This is a genomic window from Amycolatopsis sp. NPDC005003, from assembly GCF_053600695.1.
Window position 1 is genome coordinate 24,030 of the sequence record NZ_JBSGAI010000061.1, and the last position, 25,149, is coordinate 49,178.

Annotated in this window: 25 protein-coding genes; 7 read left to right on the top strand and 18 right to left on the bottom strand. The window is 71.9% G+C overall.

Annotation, left to right across the window (positions count from 1 at the left end):
* Window positions 1–9: 9 nt before the first annotated feature.
* The 5 genes from ACWED2_RS43000 to ACWED2_RS43020 form a co-directional block, all read right to left on the bottom strand.
* Window positions 10–813 carry an LLM class flavin-dependent oxidoreductase gene (locus ACWED2_RS43000; RefSeq protein WP_449696272.1) on the bottom strand — a complete coding sequence of 268 codons (804 nt, stop codon included), beginning with the start codon at window positions 811–813 and terminating at the stop codon, window positions 10–12.
* Between the two features lie 80 nt (window positions 814–893).
* Window positions 894–2,324, bottom strand: a complete 1,431-nt coding sequence (locus ACWED2_RS43005) for a family 43 glycosylhydrolase (protein WP_449696273.1) — start codon at window positions 2,322–2,324, stop codon at window positions 894–896.
* Window positions 2,325–2,378: 54 nt separating this feature from the next.
* The gene (locus tag ACWED2_RS43010; protein WP_449696274.1) at window positions 2,379–4,148 is read right to left on the bottom strand and encodes a DUF1996 domain-containing protein; all 1,770 of its coding nucleotides are present in this window, start codon (window positions 4,146–4,148) and stop codon (window positions 2,379–2,381) included.
* 264 nt (window positions 4,149–4,412) lie between these two features.
* A complete protein-coding gene (locus ACWED2_RS43015; RefSeq protein ID WP_449696275.1) occupies window positions 4,413–5,141 on the bottom strand; it encodes a cupin domain-containing protein in 729 nt (242 codons plus the stop codon).
* A 27-nt stretch (window positions 5,142–5,168) separates the two neighbouring features.
* Window positions 5,169–5,726: a TetR/AcrR family transcriptional regulator gene (locus tag ACWED2_RS43020; RefSeq protein WP_449696276.1), complete on the bottom strand. Its 558-nt coding sequence runs from the start codon at window positions 5,724–5,726 to the stop codon at window positions 5,169–5,171.
* Between the two features lie 160 nt (window positions 5,727–5,886).
* Between ACWED2_RS43020 and ACWED2_RS43025 the strand changes: the two genes are divergently transcribed.
* Window positions 5,887–6,759: an RNA polymerase sigma-70 factor gene (locus ACWED2_RS43025; protein WP_449696277.1), complete on the top strand. Its 873-nt coding sequence runs from the start codon at window positions 5,887–5,889 to the stop codon at window positions 6,757–6,759.
* 123 nt (window positions 6,760–6,882) lie between these two features.
* On the opposite strand, the gene ACWED2_RS43030 is transcribed toward ACWED2_RS43025, so the two are convergent.
* The 7 genes from ACWED2_RS43030 to ACWED2_RS43060 all read right to left on the bottom strand — a co-directional run bounded on the left by ACWED2_RS43030 (window position 6,883) and on the right by ACWED2_RS43060 (window position 13,435).
* Entirely contained in the window at window positions 6,883–7,704 is an 822-nt protein-coding gene (locus ACWED2_RS43030; protein WP_449696278.1) for a hypothetical protein, read from the bottom strand.
* Window positions 7,701–8,330 (bottom strand): hypothetical protein, encoded by a 630-nt coding sequence (locus ACWED2_RS43035; RefSeq protein ID WP_449696279.1) that lies wholly within the window; start codon window positions 8,328–8,330, stop codon window positions 7,701–7,703. The genes ACWED2_RS43030 and ACWED2_RS43035 overlap by 4 nt, the downstream gene beginning before the upstream one ends.
* A gap of 20 nt (window positions 8,331–8,350) precedes the next feature.
* Window positions 8,351–9,451, bottom strand: a complete 1,101-nt coding sequence (locus ACWED2_RS43040) for a hypothetical protein (protein WP_449696280.1) — start codon at window positions 9,449–9,451, stop codon at window positions 8,351–8,353.
* Between the two features lie 162 nt (window positions 9,452–9,613).
* Window positions 9,614–10,171, bottom strand: a complete 558-nt coding sequence (locus ACWED2_RS43045) for a GTP-binding protein (RefSeq protein ID WP_013228186.1) — start codon at window positions 10,169–10,171, stop codon at window positions 9,614–9,616.
* A 16-nt stretch (window positions 10,172–10,187) separates the two neighbouring features.
* Window positions 10,188–10,559: a DUF742 domain-containing protein gene (locus tag ACWED2_RS43050; protein WP_449696281.1), complete on the bottom strand. Its 372-nt coding sequence runs from the start codon at window positions 10,557–10,559 to the stop codon at window positions 10,188–10,190.
* Window positions 10,556–10,981 carry a roadblock/LC7 domain-containing protein gene (locus ACWED2_RS43055; RefSeq protein WP_086851216.1) on the bottom strand — a complete coding sequence of 142 codons (426 nt, stop codon included), beginning with the start codon at window positions 10,979–10,981 and terminating at the stop codon, window positions 10,556–10,558. The genes ACWED2_RS43050 and ACWED2_RS43055 overlap by 4 nt, the downstream gene beginning before the upstream one ends.
* 54 nt (window positions 10,982–11,035) lie before the next feature.
* The gene (locus tag ACWED2_RS43060; RefSeq protein ID WP_449696282.1) at window positions 11,036–13,435 is read right to left on the bottom strand and encodes a nitrate- and nitrite sensing domain-containing protein; all 2,400 of its coding nucleotides are present in this window, start codon (window positions 13,433–13,435) and stop codon (window positions 11,036–11,038) included.
* Window positions 13,436–13,957: 522 nt separating this feature from the next.
* Here ACWED2_RS43060 and ACWED2_RS43065 point away from each other — a divergent pair.
* Both ACWED2_RS43065 and ACWED2_RS43070 read left to right on the top strand, forming a co-directional pair.
* Window positions 13,958–15,367 (top strand): fatty acid desaturase, encoded by a 1,410-nt coding sequence (locus ACWED2_RS43065; RefSeq protein WP_449696283.1) that lies wholly within the window; start codon window positions 13,958–13,960, stop codon window positions 15,365–15,367.
* A 1-nt stretch (window position 15,368) separates the two neighbouring features.
* Window positions 15,369–15,992, top strand: a complete 624-nt coding sequence (locus tag ACWED2_RS43070; protein WP_449696284.1) for a TetR family transcriptional regulator — start codon at window positions 15,369–15,371, stop codon at window positions 15,990–15,992.
* 37 nt (window positions 15,993–16,029) lie between these two features.
* Here ACWED2_RS43070 and ACWED2_RS43075 read toward each other — a convergent pair whose 3' ends face one another.
* The 4 genes from ACWED2_RS43075 to ACWED2_RS43090 all read right to left on the bottom strand — a co-directional run bounded on the left by ACWED2_RS43075 (window position 16,030) and on the right by ACWED2_RS43090 (window position 18,949).
* Complete coding sequence (locus tag ACWED2_RS43075) at window positions 16,030–16,860, bottom strand: haloalkane dehalogenase (RefSeq protein ID WP_449696285.1); 831 nt, start codon at window positions 16,858–16,860, stop codon at window positions 16,030–16,032.
* A gap of 10 nt (window positions 16,861–16,870) precedes the next feature.
* The gene (locus ACWED2_RS43080; RefSeq protein ID WP_449696286.1) at window positions 16,871–17,308 is read right to left on the bottom strand and encodes a MarR family winged helix-turn-helix transcriptional regulator; all 438 of its coding nucleotides are present in this window, start codon (window positions 17,306–17,308) and stop codon (window positions 16,871–16,873) included.
* 76 nt (window positions 17,309–17,384) lie between these two features.
* The gene (locus ACWED2_RS43085) at window positions 17,385–18,584 is read right to left on the bottom strand and encodes a kynureninase (protein ID WP_449696296.1); all 1,200 of its coding nucleotides are present in this window, start codon (window positions 18,582–18,584) and stop codon (window positions 17,385–17,387) included.
* Window positions 18,581–18,949, bottom strand: a complete 369-nt coding sequence (locus ACWED2_RS43090) for a DUF5997 family protein (RefSeq protein WP_167384846.1) — start codon at window positions 18,947–18,949, stop codon at window positions 18,581–18,583. The genes ACWED2_RS43085 and ACWED2_RS43090 overlap by 4 nt, the downstream gene beginning before the upstream one ends.
* 42 nt (window positions 18,950–18,991) lie before the next feature.
* Here ACWED2_RS43090 and ACWED2_RS43095 point away from each other — a divergent pair, with 42 nt between their 5' ends.
* The gene (locus ACWED2_RS43095; protein ID WP_449696287.1) at window positions 18,992–19,687 is read left to right on the top strand and encodes a LysR substrate-binding domain-containing protein; all 696 of its coding nucleotides are present in this window, start codon (window positions 18,992–18,994) and stop codon (window positions 19,685–19,687) included.
* A gap of 4 nt (window positions 19,688–19,691) precedes the next feature.
* On the opposite strand, the gene ACWED2_RS43100 is transcribed toward ACWED2_RS43095, so the two are convergent.
* Window positions 19,692–19,973: an isoamylase gene (locus ACWED2_RS43100; RefSeq protein ID WP_449696288.1), complete on the bottom strand. Its 282-nt coding sequence runs from the start codon at window positions 19,971–19,973 to the stop codon at window positions 19,692–19,694.
* Window positions 19,974–20,179: 206 nt separating this feature from the next.
* Here ACWED2_RS43100 and ACWED2_RS43105 point away from each other — a divergent pair, with 206 nt between their 5' ends.
* Both ACWED2_RS43105 and ACWED2_RS43110 read left to right on the top strand, forming a co-directional pair.
* Complete coding sequence (locus ACWED2_RS43105) at window positions 20,180–20,695, top strand: hypothetical protein (protein WP_449696289.1); 516 nt, start codon at window positions 20,180–20,182, stop codon at window positions 20,693–20,695.
* 47 nt (window positions 20,696–20,742) lie between these two features.
* Window positions 20,743–20,910 (top strand): hypothetical protein, encoded by a 168-nt coding sequence (locus ACWED2_RS43110; protein ID WP_449696290.1) that lies wholly within the window; start codon window positions 20,743–20,745, stop codon window positions 20,908–20,910.
* 82 nt (window positions 20,911–20,992) lie between these two features.
* On the opposite strand, the gene ACWED2_RS43115 is transcribed toward ACWED2_RS43110, so the two are convergent.
* A complete protein-coding gene (locus ACWED2_RS43115; RefSeq protein ID WP_449696291.1) occupies window positions 20,993–21,790 on the bottom strand; it encodes an SdrD B-like domain-containing protein in 798 nt (265 codons plus the stop codon).
* A gap of 199 nt (window positions 21,791–21,989) precedes the next feature.
* Between ACWED2_RS43115 and ACWED2_RS43120 the strand changes: the two genes are divergently transcribed.
* Window positions 21,990–24,998, top strand: coding sequence for a BTAD domain-containing putative transcriptional regulator (locus ACWED2_RS43120; protein WP_449696292.1), 3,009 nt, complete (start codon window positions 21,990–21,992; stop codon window positions 24,996–24,998).
* Window positions 24,999–25,149: the final 151 nt, after the last annotated feature.

The following is a 25,149-nucleotide window of genomic DNA, read 5'->3' on the forward strand; positions in this document are numbered from 1 at the left end:
GACTCGCGGTCAGGCGGGCGGCCCGTCGCGCAGCACACCGCGGATGCGCTCGGCGGACAGCGATTCGGGAGCGAACGCGGTCAGCACCCATGTCGCACCCGCCCGCGCGTACGGCGTGCTGTCTTCGCCGGGCTCGACTTCCGCGACGTAGTCGAACGGCCCAGGCCGGTCGCGCAGCGCCTCGACCTGGGCCACCGCTTCGGCGAAGCGGTCGGCGGAGCCGAGGTTCACCGGGAAGTAGCCGTCGAGGCGCGCGGCCCGGCGCATCGGGCGGAGCTTGCCGGGGAAACCCGCCGCCCAGACCGGGATCCGCCGCACCGGCGTCGGCAGGAACCGGATGCCGTCCACCGTGTAGTGCTCGCCGTGGTGGCGCACGACGTCGCCGGACCACGCGGCGACGAGGATCTCCAGTGCTTCGTCGAGCATGCGGGCGCGCACCCGGTCGTCGCACTCCTCGCCGGTGCGGGAGAACTCCTCGCCGAACCGGTCGCTGCCGAGGCCGACGCCGAGGGTGAGCCGGCCGCCGCCGAGGCGGTCGAGGCTGGCGGTCTCGCGGGCGAGCTTGGCGGGGCGGCGCCGGGTGATCGGGCTGACCATCGGCCCGAAGCGCAGCTCCGACGTCGTGGCGGCGATCGCGGCCAGGGTGATCCACGGGTCGGCCACGGCGGTCGCCGGCTCGCGCCAGCGGAGGTGGTCCCACACGAAGAAGCCGTGCCAGCCCGCCTCTTCGGCCTCGGCGGCGAGGCGGGTGACGAGCGCCGGGTCGGCCAGGTCGCCGAAGAGCGGGAGCCAAAGCGCGTGCTGTGCGGTCATGCCGGTGACGCTACGCACCGGAGCTCATCGGGAAAAGCAATGAAAACTGCTCGACTCGATAAGCTCTGCCGATGCTCCGCTCAGTCGGTCGAGTAGCGGAACTCGTGCAGGGAGACCGTTCCGGCGAGAGCTTCGACGCCGATCATGCGGCCCGTGAAGCCGGCCGCGACCTCGGTGGACAGATAACGCCCGTCGAACGCGCCGAGGACCCGGTCTTCCGTGCCGAGCACGGACAGCTCGACGAGGTCCGGCTCGTCGGTTTCCCGCAGCGGGCCGGACGGCTCCGGCCGGAGCGCCCGGATCCGCAGCGACACGACGGAACCGGCCACGACGTCGGTGACGGCCTGGACGACCGGGCCGATCGCCAGCACCGCCGTCACCTTGGCGCCGTCGGCGGTGAGGCCGTACCAGTGCCGGTCGTCGATGCGCACGGCGAACGACGCGGTGCCGCGGGAGACGTCGAGGCGGACCTCCGCCGTCCAGTACTCGTCGAGCGCGCGGGTCAGCAGCGGGCGTCCCGTGGTGAGGACCAGCTCGCCCGGCCGGGCCCGGCGGGTGAAGGTCCCGGGCCCGGCGCCCGGGGCCACCCAGCGCGGGTGCGGTTCGGCGAAGTCGTCGGTGAAGCTGTGGTCCGGCGGCGGGACCGGGTACCGGTCCTCGGCCACGACGGGCCAGCCGTCGACCCAGTCGACGCCGGCCAGGAAGGTTTCGCGGCCGTTGACGTGGAACTGCGGTGTCTTGCCGCGCGGCCGGACGCCCAGGTACACCATCGCCCAGCTGCCGTCGGCGCACTCGACCAGGTCGGCGTGCCCGGTGTTCTGCACCGGGTGCGCCGTGCTGCGGTGGGTCAGGATCGGGTTCGCCGGCGCCGGTTCGTACGGACCCTCCAGGGCCCGGGCACGCGCGACGGTGACGGCGTGGCCGCGTTCGGTGCCGCCTTCGGCGAGCAGCAGGTACCACCAGCCGTCGACGCGGTACAGGTGCGGGCCCTCCGGTGCGGCCAGGCCGGTGCCGTTCCACAGCAGCCGCGGCTCGGCGAGCCGCACGCCCGTGGCCGGGTCGATCGGCACGCTCGCGATGCCCCGCAGGTCCGGCCGGAACGACGCCCACGTGAGGTGGCAGCGGCCGGCCTCGTCCCAGCACAGGTCCGGGTCGATGCCGGTGGTGCCGGGCACGTGGACCGGGTCGGACCACGGTCCGGCCGGGTCCTCCGCCGTCACGATCAGCTGCCCGCGGTCGTCGAGGATGTTCGTGGTGACCAGGTGGAACCGGCCGTCGTGGTGCCGCAGCGTCGGCGCGAAGACGCCGGTGTTCGCGGCGCCTTCGCTCGGCGGCAGCTGGCTCGGCCGGGTCAGCGCGTGCCCGATGAGCTCCCAGGTGACGAGGTCCGTGCTGCGCCGGATCGGGACGCCCGGCACGTACTCGAAGCTCGAGTTCGCCAGGTAGTAGGTGTCCCCGACCCGGCAGATCGACGGGTCGGGGTGGAACCCCGGAACGATCGGGACCGTCATCGGTGTCTCCTCACGGGTGGCCCGCCGCCGTCCGCGGCGGGCCACCCGCGCGGGTCAGGCGTTGCAGGTCTTGTTGCGGTTGATGCAGTTGACGACCTGGTTCATGATGCTCTGCGACATCACGTTCGCGAAGTCGTCGTGGTCGGACAGGGGATTGTGCTTTTCGGACGGGAACGAGTCCACTTTGTACTGCTTCTTGACCTGGATGTCGTGCGGGATGTCGTAGATCAGCGTGGTCCGCAGCTGCGGCACCGCCTTGAACCCGGCGGCGCAGCGCCCGGCCGCGTCCGGGAACACGATGTGCGTGCGGTGGTTGGCGCTGTCGGTGTTCTGCCCGTCCCAGCAGCTCGGGAAGTCGTGGATCCGCTCGACCTTGCTGCCTTCGGGGCAGATCGGGTACTTGTCGGTCAGCCGGTTCTCGAAGCCGGTGCAGGTCCACGCGGCCCGGGTGTTCTTGGTGCCGTTGATGGACGGCTTGGCGTCACCGCTGAGCGCGCGCAGGAACTTGGGCATCGCGACGACCTTGCCGGCCGCGCTGCCGCGGAAGGTGATGCCGACCTTCGCCGGCCGCTGGATCTGGCCGTCGTTGTCCGGCAGCTCGTTGTTGGCGTCCGGGCCGGGCAGCGGCGGCGTCGCCGTCGCACCACCGTTGCCGCCGTTGTTGTTCCCCTGGCCGAGGCTGCACGGCGCGAGCGCGTCGAGGCCCTGCGGCCTGGCGGCGGTGCGGCCGATCGCGATGGCCATCCGGTCGATGGTGGCGACGCGCTTGTCCTTGAGCGGGCCGAGGATGGCGTTCTGGACGAAGTTGGGGCCGCCCTGGCCCTGGGTGCTGATCAGGCGCTGGTTGGCTTCCTGGATCTGCGTGTTCAGCAGCTGGAGGTTGCGGTCCACTTCGGCCTTGGCCGACGCCGGGACGCCGGGCAGCTTGCTCGCGACGTCCGGGCAGGTGATCTGCTGGGCCGCGCCACCGGGGGCGCCGCCGCCGTTGCTCGCGGGGTTGCCGCCGCTGCCGGCCTGCTCCTTCAGCTTGCACGGGGCGAGGACGTCGAGGCCCTGCGGCTTGGCGGCGGTGCGGCCGATCGCGATCGCGATGCGGTCGATGGTGGCGACGCGCTTGTCCTTGAGCGGGCCGAGGATGGCGTTCTGGACGAAGTTGGGGCCGCCCTGGCCGCGCGTGCTGATCAGCCGCTTGTTGGCCTCGTCGATCTGCGTGTCGAGCAGGTCCAGGTTGCGGTTCACCTCGGCCATCGCCGAGTCGGGGACGTCGGGCAGGCGGCTGGCGACGTCCGGGCAGGTGATCGCCGGGGAGACGGCGTCCTGGGCCGCCTGGTCGCGGTCGCCCTGCGGGGACTTCGCGGGCGGGTTCTTCTCTTCGTCCTCGGTGTCGATCCGGACGACCGGCCAGAAATAGGCGGATTTGTCCCCGTTTTTGCACGTGGTCCCGGCGGCTTCGAGGCTCTTGTTGTTCGAGTCCGCGTTCGACGAGAGGTTGCCGACGTAGTCGTGCAGGTGCTGGGCGCCGTTGCGCACCCCGGGCTGCGCGACGAAGTTGTCCGGGTTGAAGTGCTGGTTCTCGTTGCGGCCGCAGTCCACGGTGAAGGTGCCGGTGGACGCGCCGCGCGACTTCGCGGGTTCCCGGTTGTTCGGCGGGACCTTGAGGATGTCGATGTAGAGCGACGGGTCGGCCGGATCGGCGCTGGCCTGGCCGGGGGTGCCGAACGTGGTCGACACGGCGATGCCGCCGGCGGCCACGGCCAGCGCGAGGACACCGGTGGCGATCTTGGTTCGTCGGGAGATGCGGTGCTTTCCCGCGTTTCCGGGCATGAAGTGACTCCATGGGGTTCAAAGGAGGAAGAGATTCCACCGGCCCGACACCAGTGGAGTGGTTCTCTGTTAGCGATAACAATGTCCGCCTTGTGAAAAGTCAACCGATTCTTCCGGAAGATCAACTCGGGGCGGGCACGGCGTAATCGTGACTCCTGTGCGCCCCGTTGTCCAGTGCTTTGTCGCGTGAGGAAAGAGTTCGGAAATGTGGTGAACCGCAATGAACCGGGAGCCGTGTACCCAGGTGAAGCGTGGAGTGCGGGGTCAGCTGTCCAGCATGGTCAGGGCCGGCGTCTCGCCTGGTCCGACGGGGAAGTAGGCGAGGAAGGTGACGCCGTCGCCCTGGGGGTCGAACCGGGCGATCCGCGTCGACTCGGGCTCGTGGAAGACGTCGCCCGGCGTGAGCACGGTTTCGGGCTCGCCGTCGATCTGGTAAACCGCCGAGCCCGTTTCGATGCTGCCGAACACCGGTCCGTTGTGGACGTGCGGGCCGAGATGCTCGCCCGGGGCGATGGTGATCCGGCGGATTTCGACGTGATCGATGACCCGGGGCGCCGGGAGCCGCTGGTCCAGCAGCAGGGTGCGGGTGAAGGCCGGGACGGCGGCGGGTTCGCCCTCGCCCGCCGGGTCGCCGAGCTCGGTCGGGGTGCCGTCGGCGGGGAGTTCCTCGATCGCCAGGTGGGTCATCGGCGTGGTGTCGGTGGCGCCGTGCCAGTGCCATTCGCCGGGGGCGACGCGGACCGTGTCGCCCGGCCGGATCAGCTGGGCCGGGCCGCCGCGGCGCTGGACGTAGCCGGTGCCCTCGGTGACGACGAGGACCTGGCCGAGCGAGTGCCGGTGCCAGCGGGTGCGGGCGCCGGGGGCGAACTGGACGCGGTCGACGCGGGTCCGCGACGGGCCTTCGGGAACGGCTAGCGAGGTGATCCACGCGCTGCCGGTGATCGCCTCGGCGGGGGCGGCGGTGCTGGTGGCCGGAACGCGGCGGACGTGCACTTCGGTTCTCCCTGGAGGTTCTGGGGTTCAGTGGGCGGCGAGCAGGGCGAGCACGCCGGAAACGGCCTGGTCGAACGGTTCGGGGGAGCCGGCGGCCCGGGCGAGCACGTACCCGCCCTGCAGGACGGCGACGATCGTGGCGGCGAGGGCGGCGGTGTCCAGCGTCGCGGGCAGCTCGCCCGCGTCCCGGCCTTCGCGGAGCACCTCGGCCAGCCGGGCGCGCATGCGGGTGAGGGTCTCGTCGACCGGGGCGCGCAGTTCCGGGTCGGCGACGATGTCGGGGTCCTGGGCGAGCCGGCCGATCGGGCAGCCTTTGAGGACTTCGCGCTCGCGCCGCAGGTAGGCGGTGATGCGCTCGACGGCGGTGCCAGGCGTGCGCAGCTGCGCTTCGGCGGCGGCGAGCAGGTCTTCGGCGCTGCGCCGCACGGCGGCCAGCGCGAGGTCCTTCTTGCCGGCGAAGTGGTGGTACATGCTGCCCTGGCCGGCGCCCGCCCGCTGCTGGATGGCCTTGGGGCTGGTGCCGACGTAGCCGCGTTCCCACAGCAGTTCGCGGGCGCTGTCGACGAGCTGGTCCCGGGTTCCCATGGGACCTGACTGTACATACTAGTAGGTACAGAATCAACGTGTCACAAGTCCGCGGTGGGCGGTGTCTTGAGGCCGGACACCGTTCGACAGGAGAACCTCATGGAGGTGCGATGATCACCCACGTCCGCCGAGGCGGTTCCGCGTGAGGGGAGCAAACGTCATGACCGAGGCCTTCGTCGCCCATCGGAACCTGCTGTTCACGGTGGCGTACGAGATGCTCGGCTCGGCGGCCGACGCGGAGGACGTCCTCCAGGAGACGTGGCTGCGCTGGGCGGACGTCGACCAGGAGGGGGTGCGCGACGAGCGCGCGTACCTGGTCCGCATCACGACCCGGCTGTCGCTCAACCGCCTGCGCACGATGCAGCGCCGCAAGGAAGCGTACGTGGGGCCGTGGCTGCCGGAGCCGCTGCTGACGACACCGGACGTGGCCGAGGACGTCGAGCTGGCGGAAAGCGTGTCGATGGCGCTGATGCTGGTGCTCGAGACGCTGGCGCCGACCGAGCGCGCGGTGTTCGTGCTGCGCGAGGTGTTCGACCTCGGCTACGACGAAATCGCCGAGGCGGTGGGCAAGACCCCGGTGGCGGTCCGGCAGATCGCGAGCCGGGCGCGCCGCCACGTGGACGCGCGCCGGCCGCGGGAGACGGTTTCGGCACGGGAAACCCGGGCGGTCCTGGAGTCCTTCCAGCGGGCTCTCGAGGGCCGTGATCTGCAGGGGCTGCTGGATCTGCTGGCGCCGGACGTGGTGCTGCTGAGCGACGGCGGCGGCGTGAAGCAGGCGGCTTTGCGCCCGGTTTCGGGAGCGGACAAGGTGACCCGCTTCATCATCGGCGGCATCGGCAAGGCGGCGGTCGAGCTGACCGGAGCCCCGGTGGTGGTGAACGGCAACCCGGCGCTGGCGATGCACGTGGACGGGGCGTTCGACGGGATCATGGCGGTCCGCGTCGAAGGGGGGCGGATCAGCGGGCTGTACTTCGTGCGGAACCCGGAAAAGCTGACGCGGGTGGAGTCGGAGACGCCGTTGACCCTGCGGTGAGGGGGAAAGGCGCCGGTTCCCGTAACACGGAACCAGCGCGGCGTGCCCCCGGCCGCATCGCGGACCCGCGGGCCGAGCGGTGAGCCCCGGCGGTGTGCTTCCCCGCACGCCGCCGGGGCCGGCTCACCCCAGCCGCTTTTCCCAGTCGGCGAACGCGTCGACCAGGTCCTGGGGTGCCCCGGTTTCCCGCAGGCGCCGGGTTTCCGCCTCGATGTAGTACCGGTACAGCGGAACCAGCCCCGCCGCCAGTTCCGGCTCCACCTCGGCCGGCTCCAGCGGGTGTCCCGCGCGGACCTCCCGCGCCAGCCGCACGAGCGACGCCGCCGGGGCGTCCGGCTGCGCCAGGTACCACTCGATCGCTTCGTCGTTGTTCGCCGCCCGGCCCGTCGAGGTCGTTCCCGAATACAGGAACCGGACCGGGAACAGCACCGCCTTCGTGAACCACACCTTGTCCGCCAGCAGGCGCTTCGGCGTGCGGAACTCCGCCGTCACCTCGTCGGTGGCCAGCACCGCGATCGCGAAGCCCGCGCTCTCCAGCAGCGACTCCGCCGCCTCCGGGCGGGCGACCTCGGCGCGGACGTCCGAACCGGTCAGGACCCGGCCGTCGTCGGCCAGCTGCAAGCGGTCCAAGGCCGGGAACCGGCCGTCGTCGCGGCCTTCGCGCAACGCCGGCAGGGAGGCCCAGAACACCGAAAGCTTGCGGTGCAACGGGCTCCGCTCCTGGAGCGCCGCCGTCGTCCTCTCGACCGACGAGCGCGTGTCGTCGCCGGCTTCGGTGAGCACCAGGGCCAGGTCGATGTCGCTCGCGGCCGCGGAATAGCCGCCGTACGACAGGCTGCCCAGCAGGTACGCGCCGATCAGGCGCTCTCCCAACGCTTCCTGGTACGCGCCGGCGGCCTCGAGCGCGACTTCCCGGGCGGCGGCGGCCGGTTCGGTGGTCGTCACGCCGCCACCGTATCGCGGCGGGCGCACTCGGCGATGCGGTCGGAAACCACGCCGATCACCTGCCACGCCCGGTCCAGCACCGTGATCGCCGCTTCCGGCGTCCAGTCGGTCCGCCGCCGCAGCACTTCGTAGCCCATCTCGAGGTGCTCGACGTCCGCCTCGTCGTGCAGCTCGAAGTATTCGTCGTCGGGGAAGGCCTTCGTGCCCGCCTGGCTGAACACCAGGCTGCCCGCCTCGAGGGCCAGGTGCGCCAGCACCGCGCGCTGCACGCCGGGCAGGATCGCGAACTGGTCGACGAACCAGGACGCGCCCATCTCGATCACCGGGTCCCAGACGAGCTCCCGGTCGTCCGCGCGGCTGCGGGCCAGGATCTTGTCGTGCCCGACCTCTTCCGCCTGGTGCTCGCACGCGAGCGCGCGCAGTTCCGGGTCGCTCTCGAAGGTCACCCGGGCGCTGATCATCCGCTGGAACGCGTTCGACCACGGCTGCAGGTACGTGAGCACCGCCTTCTTCGTCTCGACCGTGGTGCTTTCGTCGGTCAGCAGCCGGATCAGGTCCGACCCCTCGTACTCCCGCTGCCGCTGCTCGTTGTGGCGGGCCACGCGCTCGACGTCCTGCTCGGTCACGATCTGCTCCTTCTGCCGGGCTATCCGAGATCGACGGGCGATAGGGGGGCGGGCGGCGGCCGGTCGTAGACGGGCAGCCGGAAGTACGTGGTCACGTCGCCGCGCCGGCCCGCGGCGCGGAAGCTCACCAGCTCCAGCACGCCCCGGCTGGCGCTCAGCGGCCCGGGCGTCAGCGCGGCGGCGAGGGCGCGGAACCGGCCGGGGTCGACGCCTTGGTCGTGCAGCAGCGCGGCGGTGCGCTCCACGGCTTCGCGGTCGTCGGGCACGAGGGCGGGCAGCCGCAGGTACGTCGTGGACTCGGCGGCACGGTCCACGCCGGACCGGAACGCCAGGCAGCTCAACGCCGCCTCGCCGGCGTGCGCCCCTTCGCCGGCCAGCGTCCGGTACGCGGCTTGCGCCTGCCGGGAGTCGTGGTGCAGCGCGACCGCGGCGACGCGCTCGACCTCGGCGAGGCCGGCGTCGTGGTTGCGGTAGTAGATCTTCACCCGGGCCTGCGCTTCGTCGGCCAAGTCGACGGCGAAGAACTCGATCTCGCGGCGGCCTTCGACAGTTTCGACGCGAGCGCGGGTTTCGGCCCAGGCCGCGGCCAGGCCGAGGCGCTCCATGGCTTCGGCCACGGCGGCTTCGCGGTGCGCGTGCGGCCACGAGTACAGGCCGAAGTACGTCTTGTGGACCACTGCGGACGGTGGCCGCCAGGCGATCGAATGCCACAGCGGCGCCGGCGTCGGCCGGCCCCCGCGCGGGGTGAACGTCTCGCGGACGTGGTCGAGGCGCCGGGTGTGGAAAACGCTCTCACCAGGCCAAACCACGTCGTGGCCGAGGCTGTCGAAGAGGATCCGCAGCTCCGGCCGAGCGCCGGACCAGTTCACCGACATCTCGGCGGGGAAGCCGTCGTCCGCCACATAGGACGGCTGGGCGGGGGCCGGGCCGATCCGCTCGTGCGCCCACGGCGGCAGCAGGGCGCGCAGCATCCGGGTGGTCCGGACGGACTGCTCCAAAGGGACGTTCAGCGCTTCGCAGGCGGTAGCCCACAACCCGCCCAGGAAGTCGCCGAAGAGACGACCCTGTGCCGGATAGTTTTCCCTTATATATTCGGGAAACTCCGGCACGCGACTCGTCACGACCGGATGTTATCAGTTGGATGCGTGCTCAACTAAAAGTCTGCACCCGGGTGGTCCAGTCAATTGCGCCATGTGGGTACGCCGGTGCCCGCCGCGGCCACGCAGGGCCACAGCGGACACCGGCGGTGTCCAGAGGGGACAAAAGCGGACAACCCGCAGGTCTCAGACCCGTGCGGCGGGCACCACCGTCATCGCGTGCTTGACGAGCCGGATGAGCGCGAGCTTGCTGGAGTCGCGGTCGCGTGCGTCACACATGACGATCGGCACACGGTCCGGGACCACCAGCGCCTCGCGGATCTCGTCGGCGGTGTAGCGCGGCGCGTTGTCGAAGCAGTTCACCGCGACGACGAACGGGATCTTCCGGCGTTCGAAGAAGTCGATCGCGGCGAAGCTGGTCTCCAGCCGCCGGGTGTCGACCAGCACGACCGTCCCGATCGCCCCGCGGGCCAGGTCGTCCCACATGAACCAGAAGCGCGCCTGGCCCGGCGTCCCGAACAGGTACAGCACGTGGCGCGGCGAGATGGTGATCCGGCCGAAGTCCAGCGCGACCGTCGTGGTCGTCTTCCGCTCGACGCCGGACAGGTCGTCGACGCCGGCGCTCGCCTCGGTGAGCACCTCTTCGGTGGTCAGCGGCGGGATCTCGCTGACCGAACCGACCATCGTGGTCTTCCCCGCGCCGAAACCGCCCGCGATGATGATCTTGACCGGCGTGGGGACCATGTCCGCCCCCGTGCCGTCAGTACTTGATGAGGCCATCGAGAACCGCCTGGAGTGTTTCGAGGTCCGGCGACTGCGCCGGGTGGTGGGCAGGGGACCGCGTGATGACGAGGCCGCGTTCGATCAGGTCGCCGACGAGCACCCGCACGACCCCCAGCGGGATCTTGACGTACACGGCGATCTCGGCGATCGACACCGGATGGCGGCACAGCTGCACGATCGCGTTGTGCTCCGGGCCCAGCCCGGCCGGCTCCTGCTCCGACCGCAGCGTCATGACCTGCGTCGACAGGTCCAGCCGCGCGGTGCCGGCCGGCGTCCGGCCGCTGGTGATCGTGTACGGCCGGACCAGCGGCCCGGCGGCCTCGTCGTACCAGCCGTCTTCGGCACTCATGTGGCCTCCCGGAGGACCGACGCCGCTTCCCGCGGCGCGGACGCCATGTAGTCGCCGACGCGTTTGACGAGCCGGCTCATCTCGTAGGCGATCATCTCGACATCGACGTTGTCCGCGGCCAGCACGGCGAGGCAGGCGCCCTGTCCCGCGGCGGAGACGAACAGGTAACCGCGCTCCATCTCGATCATGTTCTGCAGCACCGGGCCGCGGTTGAACTGCTTGCTCACCCCCTTGGCGAGGCTCTGCAGGCTGGAGGCGATGGCCGAAAGCTGGTCCGAGTCGTCCTTGCTCATCCCGGCCGACTTGCCGATCAGCAGCCCGTCGGCGGACAGCACGATGGCGTTCTGCGCGCCGACCACGCGGTTCACCATGTCGTCGAGCAGCCAGTTGAGATCGGGTTTGGGGTTCCCGTACTCGTTCATTCGACTTCAGACCCTGACTTTCCTGTGTGGACTTGGAGTGTGTGTGGTCCGGGATTACGAGTCGTCGTCCGGCCCGCCGCGCCCGCGGCGGGTGCCCTTGTGGAACGCCGCGAGCGTGCGCGCGGTGCCTTCACCCGGCGCCACGACGTCGTCGGCGCTGTCGTCGGGTTCGTTCTCGAGCTGGGCGACGAGGTTCTGCTGCGGCTCGCGCCGGGGCAGCCGGGGCCGGTCGTCGGTCGGCTGCACGTCCGTTGCCGGAGTGATCGGGAGCTCCCCCTCCGGCGCCGCCGCCGGCACGGAGGGCAGGGCGTCGGGCGGGGTGAGGGCACGTGCCGGGTACGGCCTCGGCTTGGTGTCTCGCTTCATCGGGATCTGGCCGCTGAACGAGCTGGGCGGGTCCATCGTGCGGAGCGGGCTTTCTGCTGCCTGCGGTGCCGGGGCGCCCACCGGGGCGAGGACCGCGGTGGTCTCCGCCGGTGAGGTCGCCCCGGCCTGGTCGGCGTGCTCGCCGGCCAGGTGCTGGGTGGGGATGAGGACGGTGGCGCGCAGGCCGCCGTAGCGGGACGGGTCGAAGGTGACGGTGATGCCGAGCCGGTCCGCCAGGCGCGCGACCACGAACAGGCCGAGGCTGGAGTCGGCGCGCAGCGCCATCGCGTCGAACTCGGGGGCTTCGGCCATCATCGCGTTCGCCCACTCGCGGACGCCGTCCTTCATGCCGAGCCCCTGGTCCGACACGTCGACGACGACGCCGCGCGCGACCATCCGGCTGGTCACCTCGACCGGCGAGCCGGGCGGCGAGAACGACGTCGCGTTGTCGACCAGCTCGGCGATCAGGTGGATCGTGTCGGCCACCGCGGCGCCGACGATGGCGACGTCGGCCACCTGCTCGACCTGGACCCGCGCGTACTGCTCGGTCTCCGAGACGGCGGCGCGCAGGACCTCCATCAGCGCGACCGGCTTGCGCCAGCGGCGGCCGGGCTGCTTGCCGCCGAGGATGATCAGGTTCTCGGTGGTGCGGCGGGCGCGGGCGGCCAGGTGGTCGAGCTGGAACAGTGACGCCAGCTGCGTCGAGTCGTCCTCGCGGGCTTCCATCTCGTCGAGGATCTGCAGCTGCTGGTGGACCAGGACCTGGTTGCGGTGCGCGATGCCGAGGAACACGTTGTGCACACCGCTGCGGGCCTTGGCCTCGCTCGCCGCGGCGTTGACCGCGGTCAGCTGGGCGACGTTGAACGCCTCGGCCACCTGCCCGATCTCGTCGCGGCCGTGGTCGAGCCGGGGGAGTTCTTCCTTCAGGTCGACGGCTTCGCCGCTCTTCAGCCGCTCCACGATGTCCGGGAGCCGGTTGCGGGCGAGGTCGAGCGAGTCGTTGCGCAGCCGCGCGAGGCGCGTCATCAGCGCGCGGTCGACGAGCGAGCGCGACACCCGCACCGCGACGATGATCGCGGCCAGCGACGCGAGCAGGGCCACGATGCTGCCGATGATGACGTTGCGCAGCTGGGCGTCGCCGGCGTCGATCGCGGCGGCCGAAACCTTGTCCGCCTGGGTGATCGCGAGGTCGTTGAGGCTCTGGGCGACCTGGGTCGTCGCGTTCTCCCAGTCCGTTTCGGACACCGGCACGGACTTCTGCTCGCCGGGGGCCCACGGGCCGTGCTTCACCAGTGCCGCTTCGGCGGTCGCCAGCTGCCGCCAGGCGGTGCTGCCGGTCAGCGCCTGGTACCGGTCGCGGACGGCCGGGTCGAGGAACGGCGCGATCTGCGCCAGCTGGGTCCGGTAGATCCCGGACAGCTGCGCGAACTGGGCGAAGTCGTCGGGTGCGAACGTCCCGGCCGAGAAGGCTGTCGAAACCAGCGACGTCTCGCGCGACATCGCGTCGCCGGCGCGGAAGACCGACGTCGCCGTGATGCCACCGGTCGCCGCTTCGGCGTCGGGGACGACGCGGGCCTGGGTGTCGAAGAGGTTGGACGCGGTGTCCATGACGCCGTTGTAGTAGCCGTTGACCTGAGCGCGGTCGATGCTGCGGAAGCTGATCTGCGAGCGCAGCACGGGCAGCTGGTCGAACTGCGACTTCAGCGCGTTGACCTTGGCCGCGATTTCGTCCGGCGCGTTGGAGATCGTCGCGGCGAACGCGTCCTTCAGCTCGGCGAGCTTGACGTCGGTGGCCTTCTGCTGCAGCTGGAGCCGGGCGGGGCCGAGCGCCGGGTCATCGAGGTACTGCAGGGCGGTCTGGCGTTCCTTCTGGAACTCGGCCAGCGCGGTGGCGGCGGGGATCGAGACCTCGCGCACGGAAGCCGCGACCAACCGGACGTAAACACCATTGAAGAGGAAGTAGGACGAGACCGCGATCCACAGCACCAGCAACGTGACGCTGGGAATGAGAACGGTCCTGGTCAGCCTTTTGCGGATCGACTTGTCGTACGGTTTGTCCGACTCGTCCCGGGGGTCTTTGTTCAGCACGGCGGTTCACGAACTCCTGAGTGACGGTCGGCGAGGAATGGGGACTCGGACGAGGAAGCGGACACGACGATGGGACACAGCGGCCGCCGTCACCCGTCTTCGCCTCACCCTCCGTGTAGCCGCAGAATCGATCAGGGTCCGTTTTTTACCACGAACCTCTGACACCCGGTCGGTGCGACCCGGCTTCCGGACACTCGTCCGCCCGGTGGCGAACACCGTTTACTGTCTGCTCCGGGGCGATCACCGGCATTTCCTCAGGTACCGGCGCTGCGGGCTATTTCGGGATGTCGGGCACTGCGCCGAACGGGTGAAACTGAATTCCGCCGGTTCGGGGTGAGCACTGGTTCGCGGCGGTGGAAAAAGGGGAACCGCCGCTGCCTGGAAGTGCCCACCGCGACCGGGTTGGCGCGGGCGATGCAGGGGGCGTCGTAACCCTGAGTGTCTTTACATCGAGAGAGCGATTGTCAAACAGCCTGGACATTGCCTATCCTCCTGTCAACGCAGTCCGCCAAGGAGGGTGTGATGAGCGAAGCCACCGGGACCCTGCCCGCCGGTTCGACCGAGCTGTGGCGCGACCGCAAGCGGTACCTGTGGCTGATCGGCCTGGTCGTGCCTTCTTTGGCGTTCCTCGCCATCGGCCTGCACGCCGCCACCGGGTGGGGTGGCTGGTTCTGGATCGGGCCGGTCGTGATCCTCGTGATCGTGCCGCTGATCGATCTCGTCGCCGGGCTGGACCGGAGCAATCCGCCCGACGACGTCATCGAGCGGCTGGAGAACGATCGCTACTACCGGTGGATCACCTTCGCCTTCCTGCCCGTGCAGTACCTCGGCTTCGCGGCGGCGTTCTGGCTGATCGCGCGGGGCGAGCTCACCGTGGCGGACAAGATCGGGCTCGCCGTGTCGATCGGCTGCGTCGGCGGGATCGGCATCAACACCGCACACGAACTGGGCCACAAGAAGGAGAGCCACGAGCGCTGGCTGTCGAAGATCGCGCTCGCGCAGAGCTGGTACGGGCACTTCTACATCGAGCACAACCGCGGCCACCACGTCCGCGTGGCGACGCCGGAGGACCCGGCGAGCAGCCGCGTCGGCGAGAGCTTCTACCGCTTCTGGCCGCGCACGGTGTCCGGTTCCCTCAAGTCGGCGTGGCGGCTGGAGCGCAAACGCTACGCCCGGCGCGGCCGCCACCCGTACCGGCTCGGCAACGACGTCGTCAACGCCTGGCTGATGTCCGCGGTGCTGTGGGCGGCGCTGGTCGCCTGGCTCGGCGCGGGCGTCCTGCCCTACCTCGTGATCCAGGCCGTCGTCGGGTTCTCACTGCTGGAGGTCGTCAACTACATGGAGCACTACGGCATGCTGCGGCAGCGCGTCGGCGCGGACGGCAAGCGCCGCTACGAGCGCGTGAACCCCGGCCACAGCTGGAATTCCAACAACATCGCCACCAACGTCCTGCTCTACCACCTGCAGCGGCACAGCGACCACCACGCCAACCCGACCCGCCGCTACCAGACCCTGCGCGACTTCGCCGAGTCGCCGGTGCTGCCCACCGGGTACGCCGGGATGATCGTGCTGGCGCTCGTCCCGCCGCTGTGGCGCCGGGTGATGGACCCGCGGGTGCTCGCCCACTACGGCGGGGACATTTCGCGCGCCAACATCCAGCCGGGCAAGCGCGCGAAAGTCCTGGCCCGCTACGGAACCCGCGTCACGGCGGCGGTGCCCGAGCTCGCCGACACCCGCGGCGACGCCACCGAAGGCGGTATGTGCCCCGGCTGCGGGTACGTCTACGACGAACAGCGCGGCGACCCCCGCGAGGGTTTCCCGGCCGGCACGCCGTGGGCGGCGATCCCGGACTCCTGGTGCTGCCCGGACTGCGGCGTGCGCGAGAAGGTCGACTTCGTGGCACCGGGGCGGGTGGGCCCGGCCGGGCCCTAGAATGCCGATCATGAGCAGCGCGGTTCCGGTGCCGGAAGGTGGTCAGCACCGGCGGCCGATCATCGCCGCGGCGATCGAGCTGACGGCGCGGTCCGGCTGGCAGGCGGTGACGATGGCCCGGCTGGCCGAGCTGGCCGGCGTCAGCCGCCAGACGGTGTACAACGAGATCGGTTCGAAGGCCGCGCTGGCCGAAGCGATGGTGGCGCACGAGCTCGGCCGGTTCCTCTCCGTCGTCGGCGCCGCCTTCGACCGCCACCCGGACGACCTGGTCGAGGCGATCTACGACGCCGTCCGCGCGGTCCTGGAGCTCGCGGACGACAACACGTTGCTGCGCGCGATCGCCTCCGCGACGCACGGCACCGCCCCCGAACTCCTGCCGCTGCTGACCACCGACGCGGGCGCGCTCCTCACCCAGGCGAAGGTGATGCTGGCCGGCCGCGTGGCGGCGTACCGGCCCCCGCTGGCCGACGAGCAGGTCACGGTGGTGATCGACCTCATCGTCCGCACGGTCCTCAGCCACGTGATGCAGCCGTCGGACACCCCGGCGCACACGGCGGACGCCCTGGCGTGGGTCGCCGCGCGCGTGCTCGGGGTGTCGGCGAGCCCGCCGCTGCGGCACACCTAGCGTCGCGCTTCGGTGCCGGCGGGCTGGGAGCTTGGTACTAGCGGAGCCCGTGCCGGTCCAGCCACGCCGCGATTTCCGCGGCGATCTCCTTCGGCCGGTCCTCCTGGGCGTGGTGCCCGGCTTCGCCGCACGCGACGACGTCGAGCGCGGCGATGTGCGCACGGCACCACCGCGCCATCTTCTCCCCGATGAGCAGCGTCGGCGAGCCTTCGAACGTCAGGAGCAGCTTCGGCGTGCCCTCGCTGGTGGCGAGCCACTCGTCGTAGGCCCCGATGCGCTCGACGAGCTCCGCCGGGTCGCCGCCGAGCGGCAGCTGCCGGGCCCAGGCGAGCACCGGGCGGCGGCTTTCGGGTGTCGGGAACGGGGCGAGGTAGGCGGCCAGGTCGTCGTCGGCGACCGGGGTGCGCACCCCGCCGGTGAACGCCTGGCGGATGAACAGGTCCTGCGTCAGCACCAGGTCCTCGCCGACGCCCGGCGTGCGGATCTTCCGCGACCGCTCGGCCGCCTGCGGCGTCAGGTCGTCCCAGGCCATGGGCTTCACGATGGTTTCGAAGAACGCGAGCCCGCGGACGCGGCCGGGATTCCGGGCGGCGAAGTCGAACGCGAGCGCGCCACCCCAGTCGTGCCCGACGAGGACCACGTCGTCCAGGCCGAGTGCGTCGAACCAGGCGTCGAGGTGGCGGGCGTGGTCGGCGAAGGTGTACGCGATGTCCGGCTTGGGCGAGCGGCCCATCCCGATCAGGTCGGGGGCCAGCAGCCGTCCGCCGCCGACGTGGGGGACGACGTGCCGCCAGCCGTGCGACGAGCCGGGGTTGCCGTGCAGGAAGACGATCGGGGTGCCGGAGCCGGTTTCCTCGTGGTGCAGCATGACTGTCCTTTCAGGACTCCAGGGGAGTGTCGAGGAGGAGGGTGAGTTCGCGGGCCAGCGCCGCGGTGCGCTCGCCGGTGCGGCCGCCGAGCGGGGCGAGGAGCCGGTCGAGCAGCTCGGCCACGGTGGCGATCGCCGGCTCGGTCACCGCGCGCCCGCGGGTGGTCAGGCGTAGCCGGACCGTCCGGGTGTCGGCCGGGTCGCGGGTGCGCTCGACGAGCCCCTCGGCGTCGAGCGTGCGAGCGAGCTTGGAGACGTACAGCGCTTCCAGCCCGGTGTGGTCGGCCAGCTCGCGCTGGCTCGGGCTCGTTCCGGCGCGCTCCAGGCCGGCGAGCGAAGACAGGAAGACGTACTGCGCGTGCGTCAGCCCGAGCGGGGCGAGGGCGCGGTCCACGGCGACCCGCCACTTCATGGAGAGCCGCCAGACGAGGTGACCGGGAGTGCTCATGCCGGATAATGTACATGGCTATTAAGTACATGGCTACTATTTCGCCGGATCACGCCGGTGCAGGCCTGGTACGGGTTCAGGCGGCGAGCTCGCGCATGCGGTCCATCGCCCGCCGGACCTCGGCGAAGCCGGTGGTCAGCGGGCTCAGCCCGATGCGGATGCCGTCGGGACGGCGGAAGTCGATGAGCACGCCGTGTTCGATGAAGACGCGGGAAAGCCGTTCGGCGTCCGGGTGGCGGAGGGTGACGTGGCCGCCCCGGCGGTCGTCGTCGCGCGGCGAGGCGACCGTGAACCCGAGCGGGACGAGCCACGCGTCGGCGAGGGCGATCACCCAGCGGCCCAGCGCGACGGCCTTGGCCCGCACGCGGTCGATGCCCGCTTCCGCCAGCAGCGCCACGCCTTCCCGGACGCCCACCATGCCGAGCACCGGCGGGGTGCCCGACAGCGCCCGCCGGATGCCGGGCGCGGGAACGTACTCCGCGGCCATGCCGAACGTGTCGGCGGCGCCCATCCAGCCGGTGATGGGCTGGCCGAACGCCGCGTGGTGCCGCGCGTTGGCGTAGAGGAACGCGGGCGCGCCGGGCCCGGCGTTGAGGAACTTGTACGTGCAGCCGACGGCGAAGTCGGCCTCGGCGGCGTCCAGCTCGACCGGGACCGAACCGACGCTGTGGCAGAGGTCCCAGACGACGAGGCCGCCGCGTTCGTGCACCAGCCGCGTGACGGCGGCCAGGTCGGTGATCGCCGCCGACCGGTAGTCCACATGGGACAGTGTGACCACCGCGGTCCGTGGCCCGACGGCCGCGGCGACGTCGTCGCCTTCGACCCACCGGACGGTGCGCCCGAGTTCGGCGGCGACGCTTTCGGCGAGGAACCGGTCGGTGGGGAAGTTCGCGGTGTCGGTGACTATCTCGTCGCGGCCGGGCCGCAGCGCGACGGCGGCCCGGAGCGCCTTGTAGAGGCACACGGACGTCGAATCCGCGACGATGGTCTGCCCCGGCGCGGCCCCGAGGGCGACGCGGCCGAGCTCGTCGCCGATCTCCTCGGGCAGCGTGAGCCAGCGTTCGTCCCACGACCGGATGAGCCGGGCACCCCACTCGTGCGCGACGAGCTCCTGCAGCTGCTCGGCGGTGGCCCGCAGCGGGCGGCCCAGCGAGTTCCCGTCGAGGTAGGCGACGACGCCGGGATCGGTGATCGGGACGAACCGTTCGCGGAAGGCGGCGAGCTCGTCTTCGGCGTCGAGGCGGCCCGCGGCCTCGGCCGAGAGGTCGGCCTTCAGTTCTTTTCCTTGAGCCGTACCGCTTCCTTGCGCACTTCGGCCTGGGTGGCGCGCTCCCGGACCAGCCACTCGGGGCTTTCCGCCTTCAGCGCGTCGATCTGCTCGGTGGTGAGCGGTTCGGTGATGCCGCCGCGGGTGAGGCCGCCGATCGAGACGCCCAGCTTCGCCGCGACCACCGGCCGCGGGTGCGGGCCGGTGCGGCGCAGCTCACGCAGCCACTCCGGCGGGTCGGTCTGCAGCGCGTTGAGCTCGTCGCGCGTCACGACGCCCTCCCGGAACTCCGCGGGGGTGGCTTCGAGGTACACACCCAGCTTCTTCGCCGCTGTCGCGGGCTTCATCGTCTGGGTGGTCTTGTGCGACGTCATGCCGTCCAGGGTAGCCAGCGTCACTCCCGGTAACCTGACCCGGTGACCTCTTTCAAGCTCGCGTACGTCCCGGGCGCGACACCGGCCAAGTGGGTGCGGACCTGGGGCGAGCGGGTGCCGGAGGTGCCGCTGACCTTGGTCCCGGTGGCCCCCGCCGACGCCGCGGGCCTGCTGCGCAGCCGGGACGCCGACGCGGCGCTGCTGCGGTCCCCGATCGACCGCGACGGCCTGCACGCGATCCCGCTCTACACCGAGACGTCGGTCGTCGTGGTGCCCAAGGACCACCTGATCGCGGCGGCCGACGAGGTGTCCACGGCGGACTTGGCGGACGAGGTGGTGCTGCACCCCCTGGACGACACGCTTTCGTGGGAGACCCGGCCCGGCCGCCCGGCGGTGTCCCGGCCCGAGACGACGGCGGACGCGATCGAGCTGGTCGCGGCCGGGGTCGGGGTGCTCGTCGTCCCGCAGTCACTGGCCCGGCTGCACCACCGCCGCGACCTCACCTACCGGCCGGTCGGGGACGCGCCCCAGTCGAGCGTCGCGCTGTCCTGGCTGGAGGAGGAGACGACGGACCTGATGGAGCAGTTCATCGGGATCGTCCGCGGCCGCACGGTGAACAGCACGCGCGGGCGCCCGCAGGCGCCGGCGGAGCGCAAGCGCCCGGAAAGGAAGGCTGCCGCCGCGAAACCGGCCCGGCGGGGCGGCGGGCCGCCGGGGAAGCGGCGCCGCCGGGGCTGAGCCGTTACGGCGTCGAGCAGACGCAGTTGCCGTCGGCGCGGTCGGGCAGGTCGGGGTCGTCGAACCAGTGGCCGCCCTCGGCGAGGTAGCGGAACTGCAGGACCGTCCCCGGTGCCACGTCCACCGACGCCGAGCGGCGGCCGTTCGATCGCGGCGTGAGGTGGTGCCGGCCGGGCGTCCAGTCGTTGAACGAGCCCACGACGCTCACCCGCCCGGGCGGCGCGCCGATCGGGAGGCTGAAGGTGACGCGCTGGGTGCCGGCCCGGCTCTTGCTGATCTTGATCACTCGTCGGGGCCTTTCACGGAAACGGGTTCGAGGGGCGTGCTCGGCACTGAGCGCCGACATGGTCGCACAGTTGTGACGATTCGGTCACGCCCAGTACCCGATTGGGTTACGGCGCCGCTCAACGGTCCGCCACTGACCGGGTGATGCTGGGGTGAACCATGATCATCTCGGGGTTGCTTCCGCGTGGCGGTGGGAAACTGACTGCCGTGACCGTCGTCGCTGATCGTCAAGTCAAGGACCCGTGTGCCTGGCTCAGCGCCGTCACCCACGAGCTCGCCGACGCCCCTCCGGCCGACACGCGAGCGGTGCTCTTGACGGTGTGGGACGGGCTGGTCGCCGCCCGTCTGGCCGGGCTGTACGCCGCGGCCGCTTCGCCCCGCTGGCGGGCGAGACAGCGGCACGCCGAAGCGGTCGAGTTCGATCTCGCCGTGCAGCTGGCGCGGAACTGCACCATCGGCACCGGCCTGGCCATCCCGGCCCGGCTGCCGGGAGCCGCGGTCGCCTGGCCGGTGGAGCGGGCCGACGCGGCCGTCGCGGCGGTGGTTTCCTTCTGCGGCACAGCGGAAGAGGTGCTGCGGCGCGCGGGCGAGCTGACTCCGGTGTGGGAGGACAGCCTGCTCGGCCCGGTGGCGCTGACCCGCTGGCTGGCGGACTGCTGGACGGGCTGCCACGGCGGCTGCCCCCTGCGGCTCCCGGTGCCCCCGCCGCCGTGGTGGCGCTGACCGCGTCCGTCAGGTGAAGGCTGGTGTGCGGAGAGAGGAGGCCGAGGGTGCCCGACCCGTCTTCGAGACTCCCGGAGGCGACCCGCGCGGCGGTGCGCGCGCTCCTGCTGGCCGAGCTGACGGCGGCGGGCCGGCGGGCGCGAGCCGCGGGCTGCGCACCCGAGGTGCTGACGGCGGTGTTCGAGGCCCGCCGCCGTTCGGTCGAGGACGGCTGAGCGCCCCGGTGCACGCACGAGGAAGGCCCGATTCCCTCCCCCCGGGAATCGGGCCTTCCTGCCCCCCTGTCCGCCAGCTGTGTCAGCTGGTGGTCAGCGTCGCCGAGAGGACGTCGTTGGCCAAGTCGGGGTCGGTGCCGCCGAACAGGCCCTTCCACGCGGTCATCTTGATCTCGGCGGCGGACAGCGGCTTCTCGACGACCACCCGCGCACCGACGAACTCGTAAGCACCCGGGTGACGACGGTCGTAGAAGAACCCGGTGACCTTGCCGGCCGGCTCGGTCGCGTAGTACTTCGGCATGCCGCCGAGGCGCTCGACGACGCGCAGGCCGTCCGGCAGCGAAAGCTGGCCGCCGAACTGGTCGTAGACGTTGCCGACCGGGACCGCGGAACCGATGATGTCGATCACGTCGCCGACCTTCGGGGCCGGGTTGCTGATGATGATCTGGCCGGCCCGGTAGTCGACCTTGGCGGTGGCGAAACCGCTGTCCAGGTGCGTCACGCGCCGGCCGGCGGTCAGGACCACCGGGTCCCAGTGCCTGCCGTCGGCTCCGGCGAACTTCGAGTCGCCACCGACCGTCGTCCAGCCCTCGCCGAACCCGGCGCGGTCGGTCGACTTCACCGAGTAGCTGCCCGGCGGGAGGTTCTTGAACTCGTACTGGCCCTTGTCGTCCGTCTGCACCACGGTGTTCGTGCCCTCGAGCAGCATGTAGTGGCCCGCAATGGCCGGCTCACCCACCTCCCGCAGGCCGTTGCTGTTGCTGTCGAGCCACACGTCGCCGGAGATGGAGCCGGTGTCGGCGGCGTGCGCCGGGGCGGCGAGCACGAGCGGCGCGGCGACGGTGAGAGCGAGAGCGGCGAGGCGAGCGATGTTCTTCATTGCGGTTTCCCCCTCGGGATTCGGTCTGCTGGTGGCGACAACGAGAACTCTGCCCGGCGGGCCTGCACGAAACCTCCAGGTGGCTTTGGAGCTTTTCTTCAGGCCGCCGCGTGCGGGAGGATCACAGGATCGTCACGGCGGGGCTGAGGGGGACAACGGCACAGCGCGGTTTCCGTCTGTAGGGAGGATTTCTCGGACTGTGGGGGCGAACGTGGAATTCCGGCTGCTGGGGTCGATGGCGGTGTTCGTTGCGGGGGAGCAGGTTCCGCTCGGCGGCCCGAAGCCGCGCGCGCTGCTGGCGGCGCTGCTGCTCAACGTCGGCCGCGTGGTGTCCGTCGACACCCTGCTGACCGCGCTGTGGGGCGAAAATCCGCCGAACAGCGCTCGTTCGGTGGTGCACACGTATGTCTCCGCACTGCGCCGGATGCTCGGTGAACGGGATCACGCGCTGCGAAGACAGGCGCCGGGATACGTGCTCGACGTCGCCCCCGAGTCGGTCGACCTGGTCCGGTTCGAGCGGGCGGTGAGCGCGGGACGGCGGGCGCTCGCGGCCGGTGACGCGCGGCTGGCGTCGACGACCTTGGCCGAGGCGCTCGCGCTGTGGAGCGGGCCGCCGCTCGGCGGAGCCGAGGGTGAGTGGGCGGAGGCGGAGCGGACGAAGCTGGCCGAGGCCCGGCTCGCCGCGGTGGAAGCCCGGCTGGAGGCGGACTTCCGGCTCGGCCGCGGCGGCGCGCTGGCTGGGGAGCTGACCGCGCTGGTCGCCGAGCACCCGCTGCGCGAACCGTTGCGCGCCAAGCTGGTGCTGGCCCTGCACCAGGCGGGCCGGCAGGCTGACGCGCTGGCCACCTTCCACGAGGCGCGCCGGCTGCTGGACGACGAACTCGGCGTGGAGCCGGGCCCGCAGCTGCAGGCGGCCTTCCAGGCGGTGCTCGCCGAACCCGCGGGCGAAACGGCGCCCCCGGTCGCGGCGCTGACGCCGAGCCTGCTGCCGGCCACCATCTCGGACTTCACTGGCCGGCGCGAGGACATCGACCACCTGCTGAACGGGCTGCGCCCGGCCGGCTCGGCTGCCCGGATCTGCGCCGTCTCGGGCAAGCCCGGTTCGGGCAAGACCACGCTCGCCGTGCACACCGCCCACCGGATCCGCGAGCAGTTCCCCGACGGGCAGCTCTACGCCACCCTCCACGGCAACCACCCGGCGCCGGCCGACCCGGACGAGGTGCTCGCCCGGTTCCTGCGGGCGCTCGGGGTGGCCGACGCGGCGATCCCGGCCGGGCGGGCGGAGCGCGTCGACCTGTACCGGTCCCTGCTCGCCGACCGGCGGGTGCTCGTGGTGCTCGACGACGCGGCAGGCGAAAAGCAGGTCCGGCCGCTGCTGCCCGCCGGTGCCGGCTGCGCGGTGCTGGTCACCAGCCGGGTCCGGCTGGCCGCGCTGGAGGGCGCCACGCTGCTCGACCTGCAGGAACTGCCCGAGGTGGAGACCCTCGAACTGCTGGCCAGGCTGGTCGGGCCGAGGCTGGCGGCCGAACCCGGGGCCGCGCTGGAGATCGTGCGGCTGTGCGGGCACCTGCCGCTGGCGGTCCGCATCGCCGGCGCCCGGCTGGCCGCCCGGCCGGAGTGGACGGTGTCCCGACTGGCGCAGCGACTGGGCCGCAAGCAGCGGCTGCTCAACGAACTCGTGCTCGGCGACCTGGAGGTCAGGGGCAGTCTCGCGGTGAGCTACGACGGCCTCGGCGAGCCGGAGCGCACCGCGCTGCGCCGCCTGGGCCTGACCGGCGTGCAGGAGTTCGCCGGCTGGCTGGCGGCTCCGCTGCTGGACGTCCCCGTCGCCGAGGCCGAAGACGTGATCGAACGGCTCGTCGACGCGCAGCTGCTCGACCCCGCCGGCACCGACGTCACCGGGCTGGGCCGGTACCGCATCCACGACTTGACCATGGCGTACGCCCTGGAGCTGTGCGAGGCCGAGGAGACCGCCGACGAGATCCGGGCGGCCCTGGACCGCGTGGGCACCGACGCGCTGCACCTGGTCCGGCACGCGTCCGGCCGGACACCTCCGCCGCCGGGGTGGGGACGGCTGGACCAGGCCACGTTCGACGGCCTCCGCACCGATCCGGAAGCCTGGTTCGAGGCCGAGGAGGAGCTGCTGGTCGGCGTGGTCGAGCGGACCGGTGAACTGGACCTGGTCGCCACCGCGGCCGGGCTGGCTTCGGCGTTGTCCTCCTCGACCTTCGCCGCCCGCAACCAGTTCGGCCAGTGGCGGCGCACCCACACCGCCGCGCTGGCCGCGGCCCAGCGGGCCGGCGACCGCGCGGCCGAAGGCCTGGTGCTGCACGGGATCGGGACGCTCTACTTCGAACAGGACCGGTTCGACGAGTCGCTGGCGTACTACCACCAGGCACTCGCCGCGTACGGGGCCGTCGGCGACCGCCTCGGCCAGGCCCGGACCTGGCTGAGCCTGAGCTTCGTGCTGCGCGAACGCGGCTCGTTCGCCGCGGCCGAACAGGCGTTGACCGAAGCGGTCCCGGTGTTGCGGCGCGAAGGGACCGACGAGGAGCTCGCCCAGGCGGAGCACAACCTCGGCATGATCCTCACCGAAGCGGGCGACCTCGTCCGGGCGGCGGAGTCCGTGGCGAAGGCGCTGGACCACTGGCGCGCGTCGGGCAACCGCCGCGGCGCGGCACTGGCCCTCCGGTCGATCGGCATCATCCACCGCGCGGCGGGCCGGCTCGACGAAGCCGCCGACTGCTGCGCCCGGGCGGCGGAAGAACTGCGGATCGTCGGCAGCAGGCTCGTCGTCGCCTACGCCGACCAGGCGCTGGCGAAGGTGCGGATCCGGCAAGGGCGGGGCGAGGAGGTCCGCGCCTCGCTCGAGGAGGCCTTGAGCACGTGCAACGAACTCCAGGACGGCTTCGGCCAGGCGCTGGTCCTGCGCACCCTCGGCGAGCTCGACCTGGCGGCCGCCGAGCCGGCGGCGGCGAAGGTGCACCTGCAGCGGTCGCTGGAGTGGTGGCACGCGCTGGGCCTGCCGGTCTGGCAGGCGAGAACCCTCCGCGACCTGGCGACGGCGGCGGCGTTGTCCGGAGACGAACGCCGCGCCCTCGAGCTGCGCGACAAGGCACAGGCGGTGTTCGCGCGCTACGGCTGCCGCGAGGCGACCGAACCGCTGCAGCTCCCGGCCCCGCCGAAGGGAGTCAGGCGGGTCCGTTAGCGCCCCGATGTGGCCTTGGGTGCGTGGGACGCAACGGAGGCCGCCTTGGGACGCTCGCCGGGAGCCGGGAGCCGGGAGCCGGGAGCCGGGAGCCGGGAGCCGGGAGCCGGGAGCCGGGAGCCGGGAGCCGGGAGCCGGGAGCCGGGAGCCG

What these genes read in the sequence shown, in the direction of transcription:
- ACWED2_RS43000 (WP_449696272.1), bottom strand. Translation starts at nt 813, where the DNA reads ATGACCGCACAGCACGCGCTTTGGCTCCCGCTCTTCGGCGACCTGGCC.
- ACWED2_RS43005 (WP_449696273.1), bottom strand. Translation starts at nt 2,324, where the DNA reads ATGACGGTCCCGATCGTTCCGGGGTTCCACCCCGACCCGTCGATCTGC.
- ACWED2_RS43010 (WP_449696274.1), bottom strand. Translation starts at nt 4,148, where the DNA reads ATGCCCGGAAACGCGGGAAAGCACCGCATCTCCCGACGAACCAAGATC.
- ACWED2_RS43020 (WP_449696276.1), bottom strand. Translation starts at nt 5,726, where the DNA reads ATGGGAACCCGGGACCAGCTCGTCGACAGCGCCCGCGAACTGCTGTGG.
- ACWED2_RS43025 (WP_449696277.1), top strand. Translation starts at nt 5,887, where the DNA reads ATGACCGAGGCCTTCGTCGCCCATCGGAACCTGCTGTTCACGGTGGCG.
- ACWED2_RS43045 (WP_013228186.1), bottom strand. Translation starts at nt 10,171, where the DNA reads ATGGTCCCCACGCCGGTCAAGATCATCATCGCGGGCGGTTTCGGCGCG.
- ACWED2_RS43050 (WP_449696281.1), bottom strand. Translation starts at nt 10,559, where the DNA reads ATGAGTGCCGAAGACGGCTGGTACGACGAGGCCGCCGGGCCGCTGGTC.
- ACWED2_RS43055 (WP_086851216.1), bottom strand. Translation starts at nt 10,981, where the DNA reads ATGAACGAGTACGGGAACCCCAAACCCGATCTCAACTGGCTGCTCGAC.
- ACWED2_RS43065 (WP_449696283.1), top strand. Translation starts at nt 13,958, where the DNA reads ATGAGCGAAGCCACCGGGACCCTGCCCGCCGGTTCGACCGAGCTGTGG.
- ACWED2_RS43070 (WP_449696284.1), top strand. Translation starts at nt 15,369, where the DNA reads ATGCCGATCATGAGCAGCGCGGTTCCGGTGCCGGAAGGTGGTCAGCAC.
- ACWED2_RS43075 (WP_449696285.1), bottom strand. Translation starts at nt 16,860, where the DNA reads ATGCTGCACCACGAGGAAACCGGCTCCGGCACCCCGATCGTCTTCCTG.
- ACWED2_RS43080 (WP_449696286.1), bottom strand. Translation starts at nt 17,308, where the DNA reads ATGAGCACTCCCGGTCACCTCGTCTGGCGGCTCTCCATGAAGTGGCGG.
- ACWED2_RS43090 (WP_167384846.1), bottom strand. Translation starts at nt 18,949, where the DNA reads ATGACGTCGCACAAGACCACCCAGACGATGAAGCCCGCGACAGCGGCG.
- ACWED2_RS43115 (WP_449696291.1), bottom strand. Translation starts at nt 21,790, where the DNA reads ATGAAGAACATCGCTCGCCTCGCCGCTCTCGCTCTCACCGTCGCCGCG.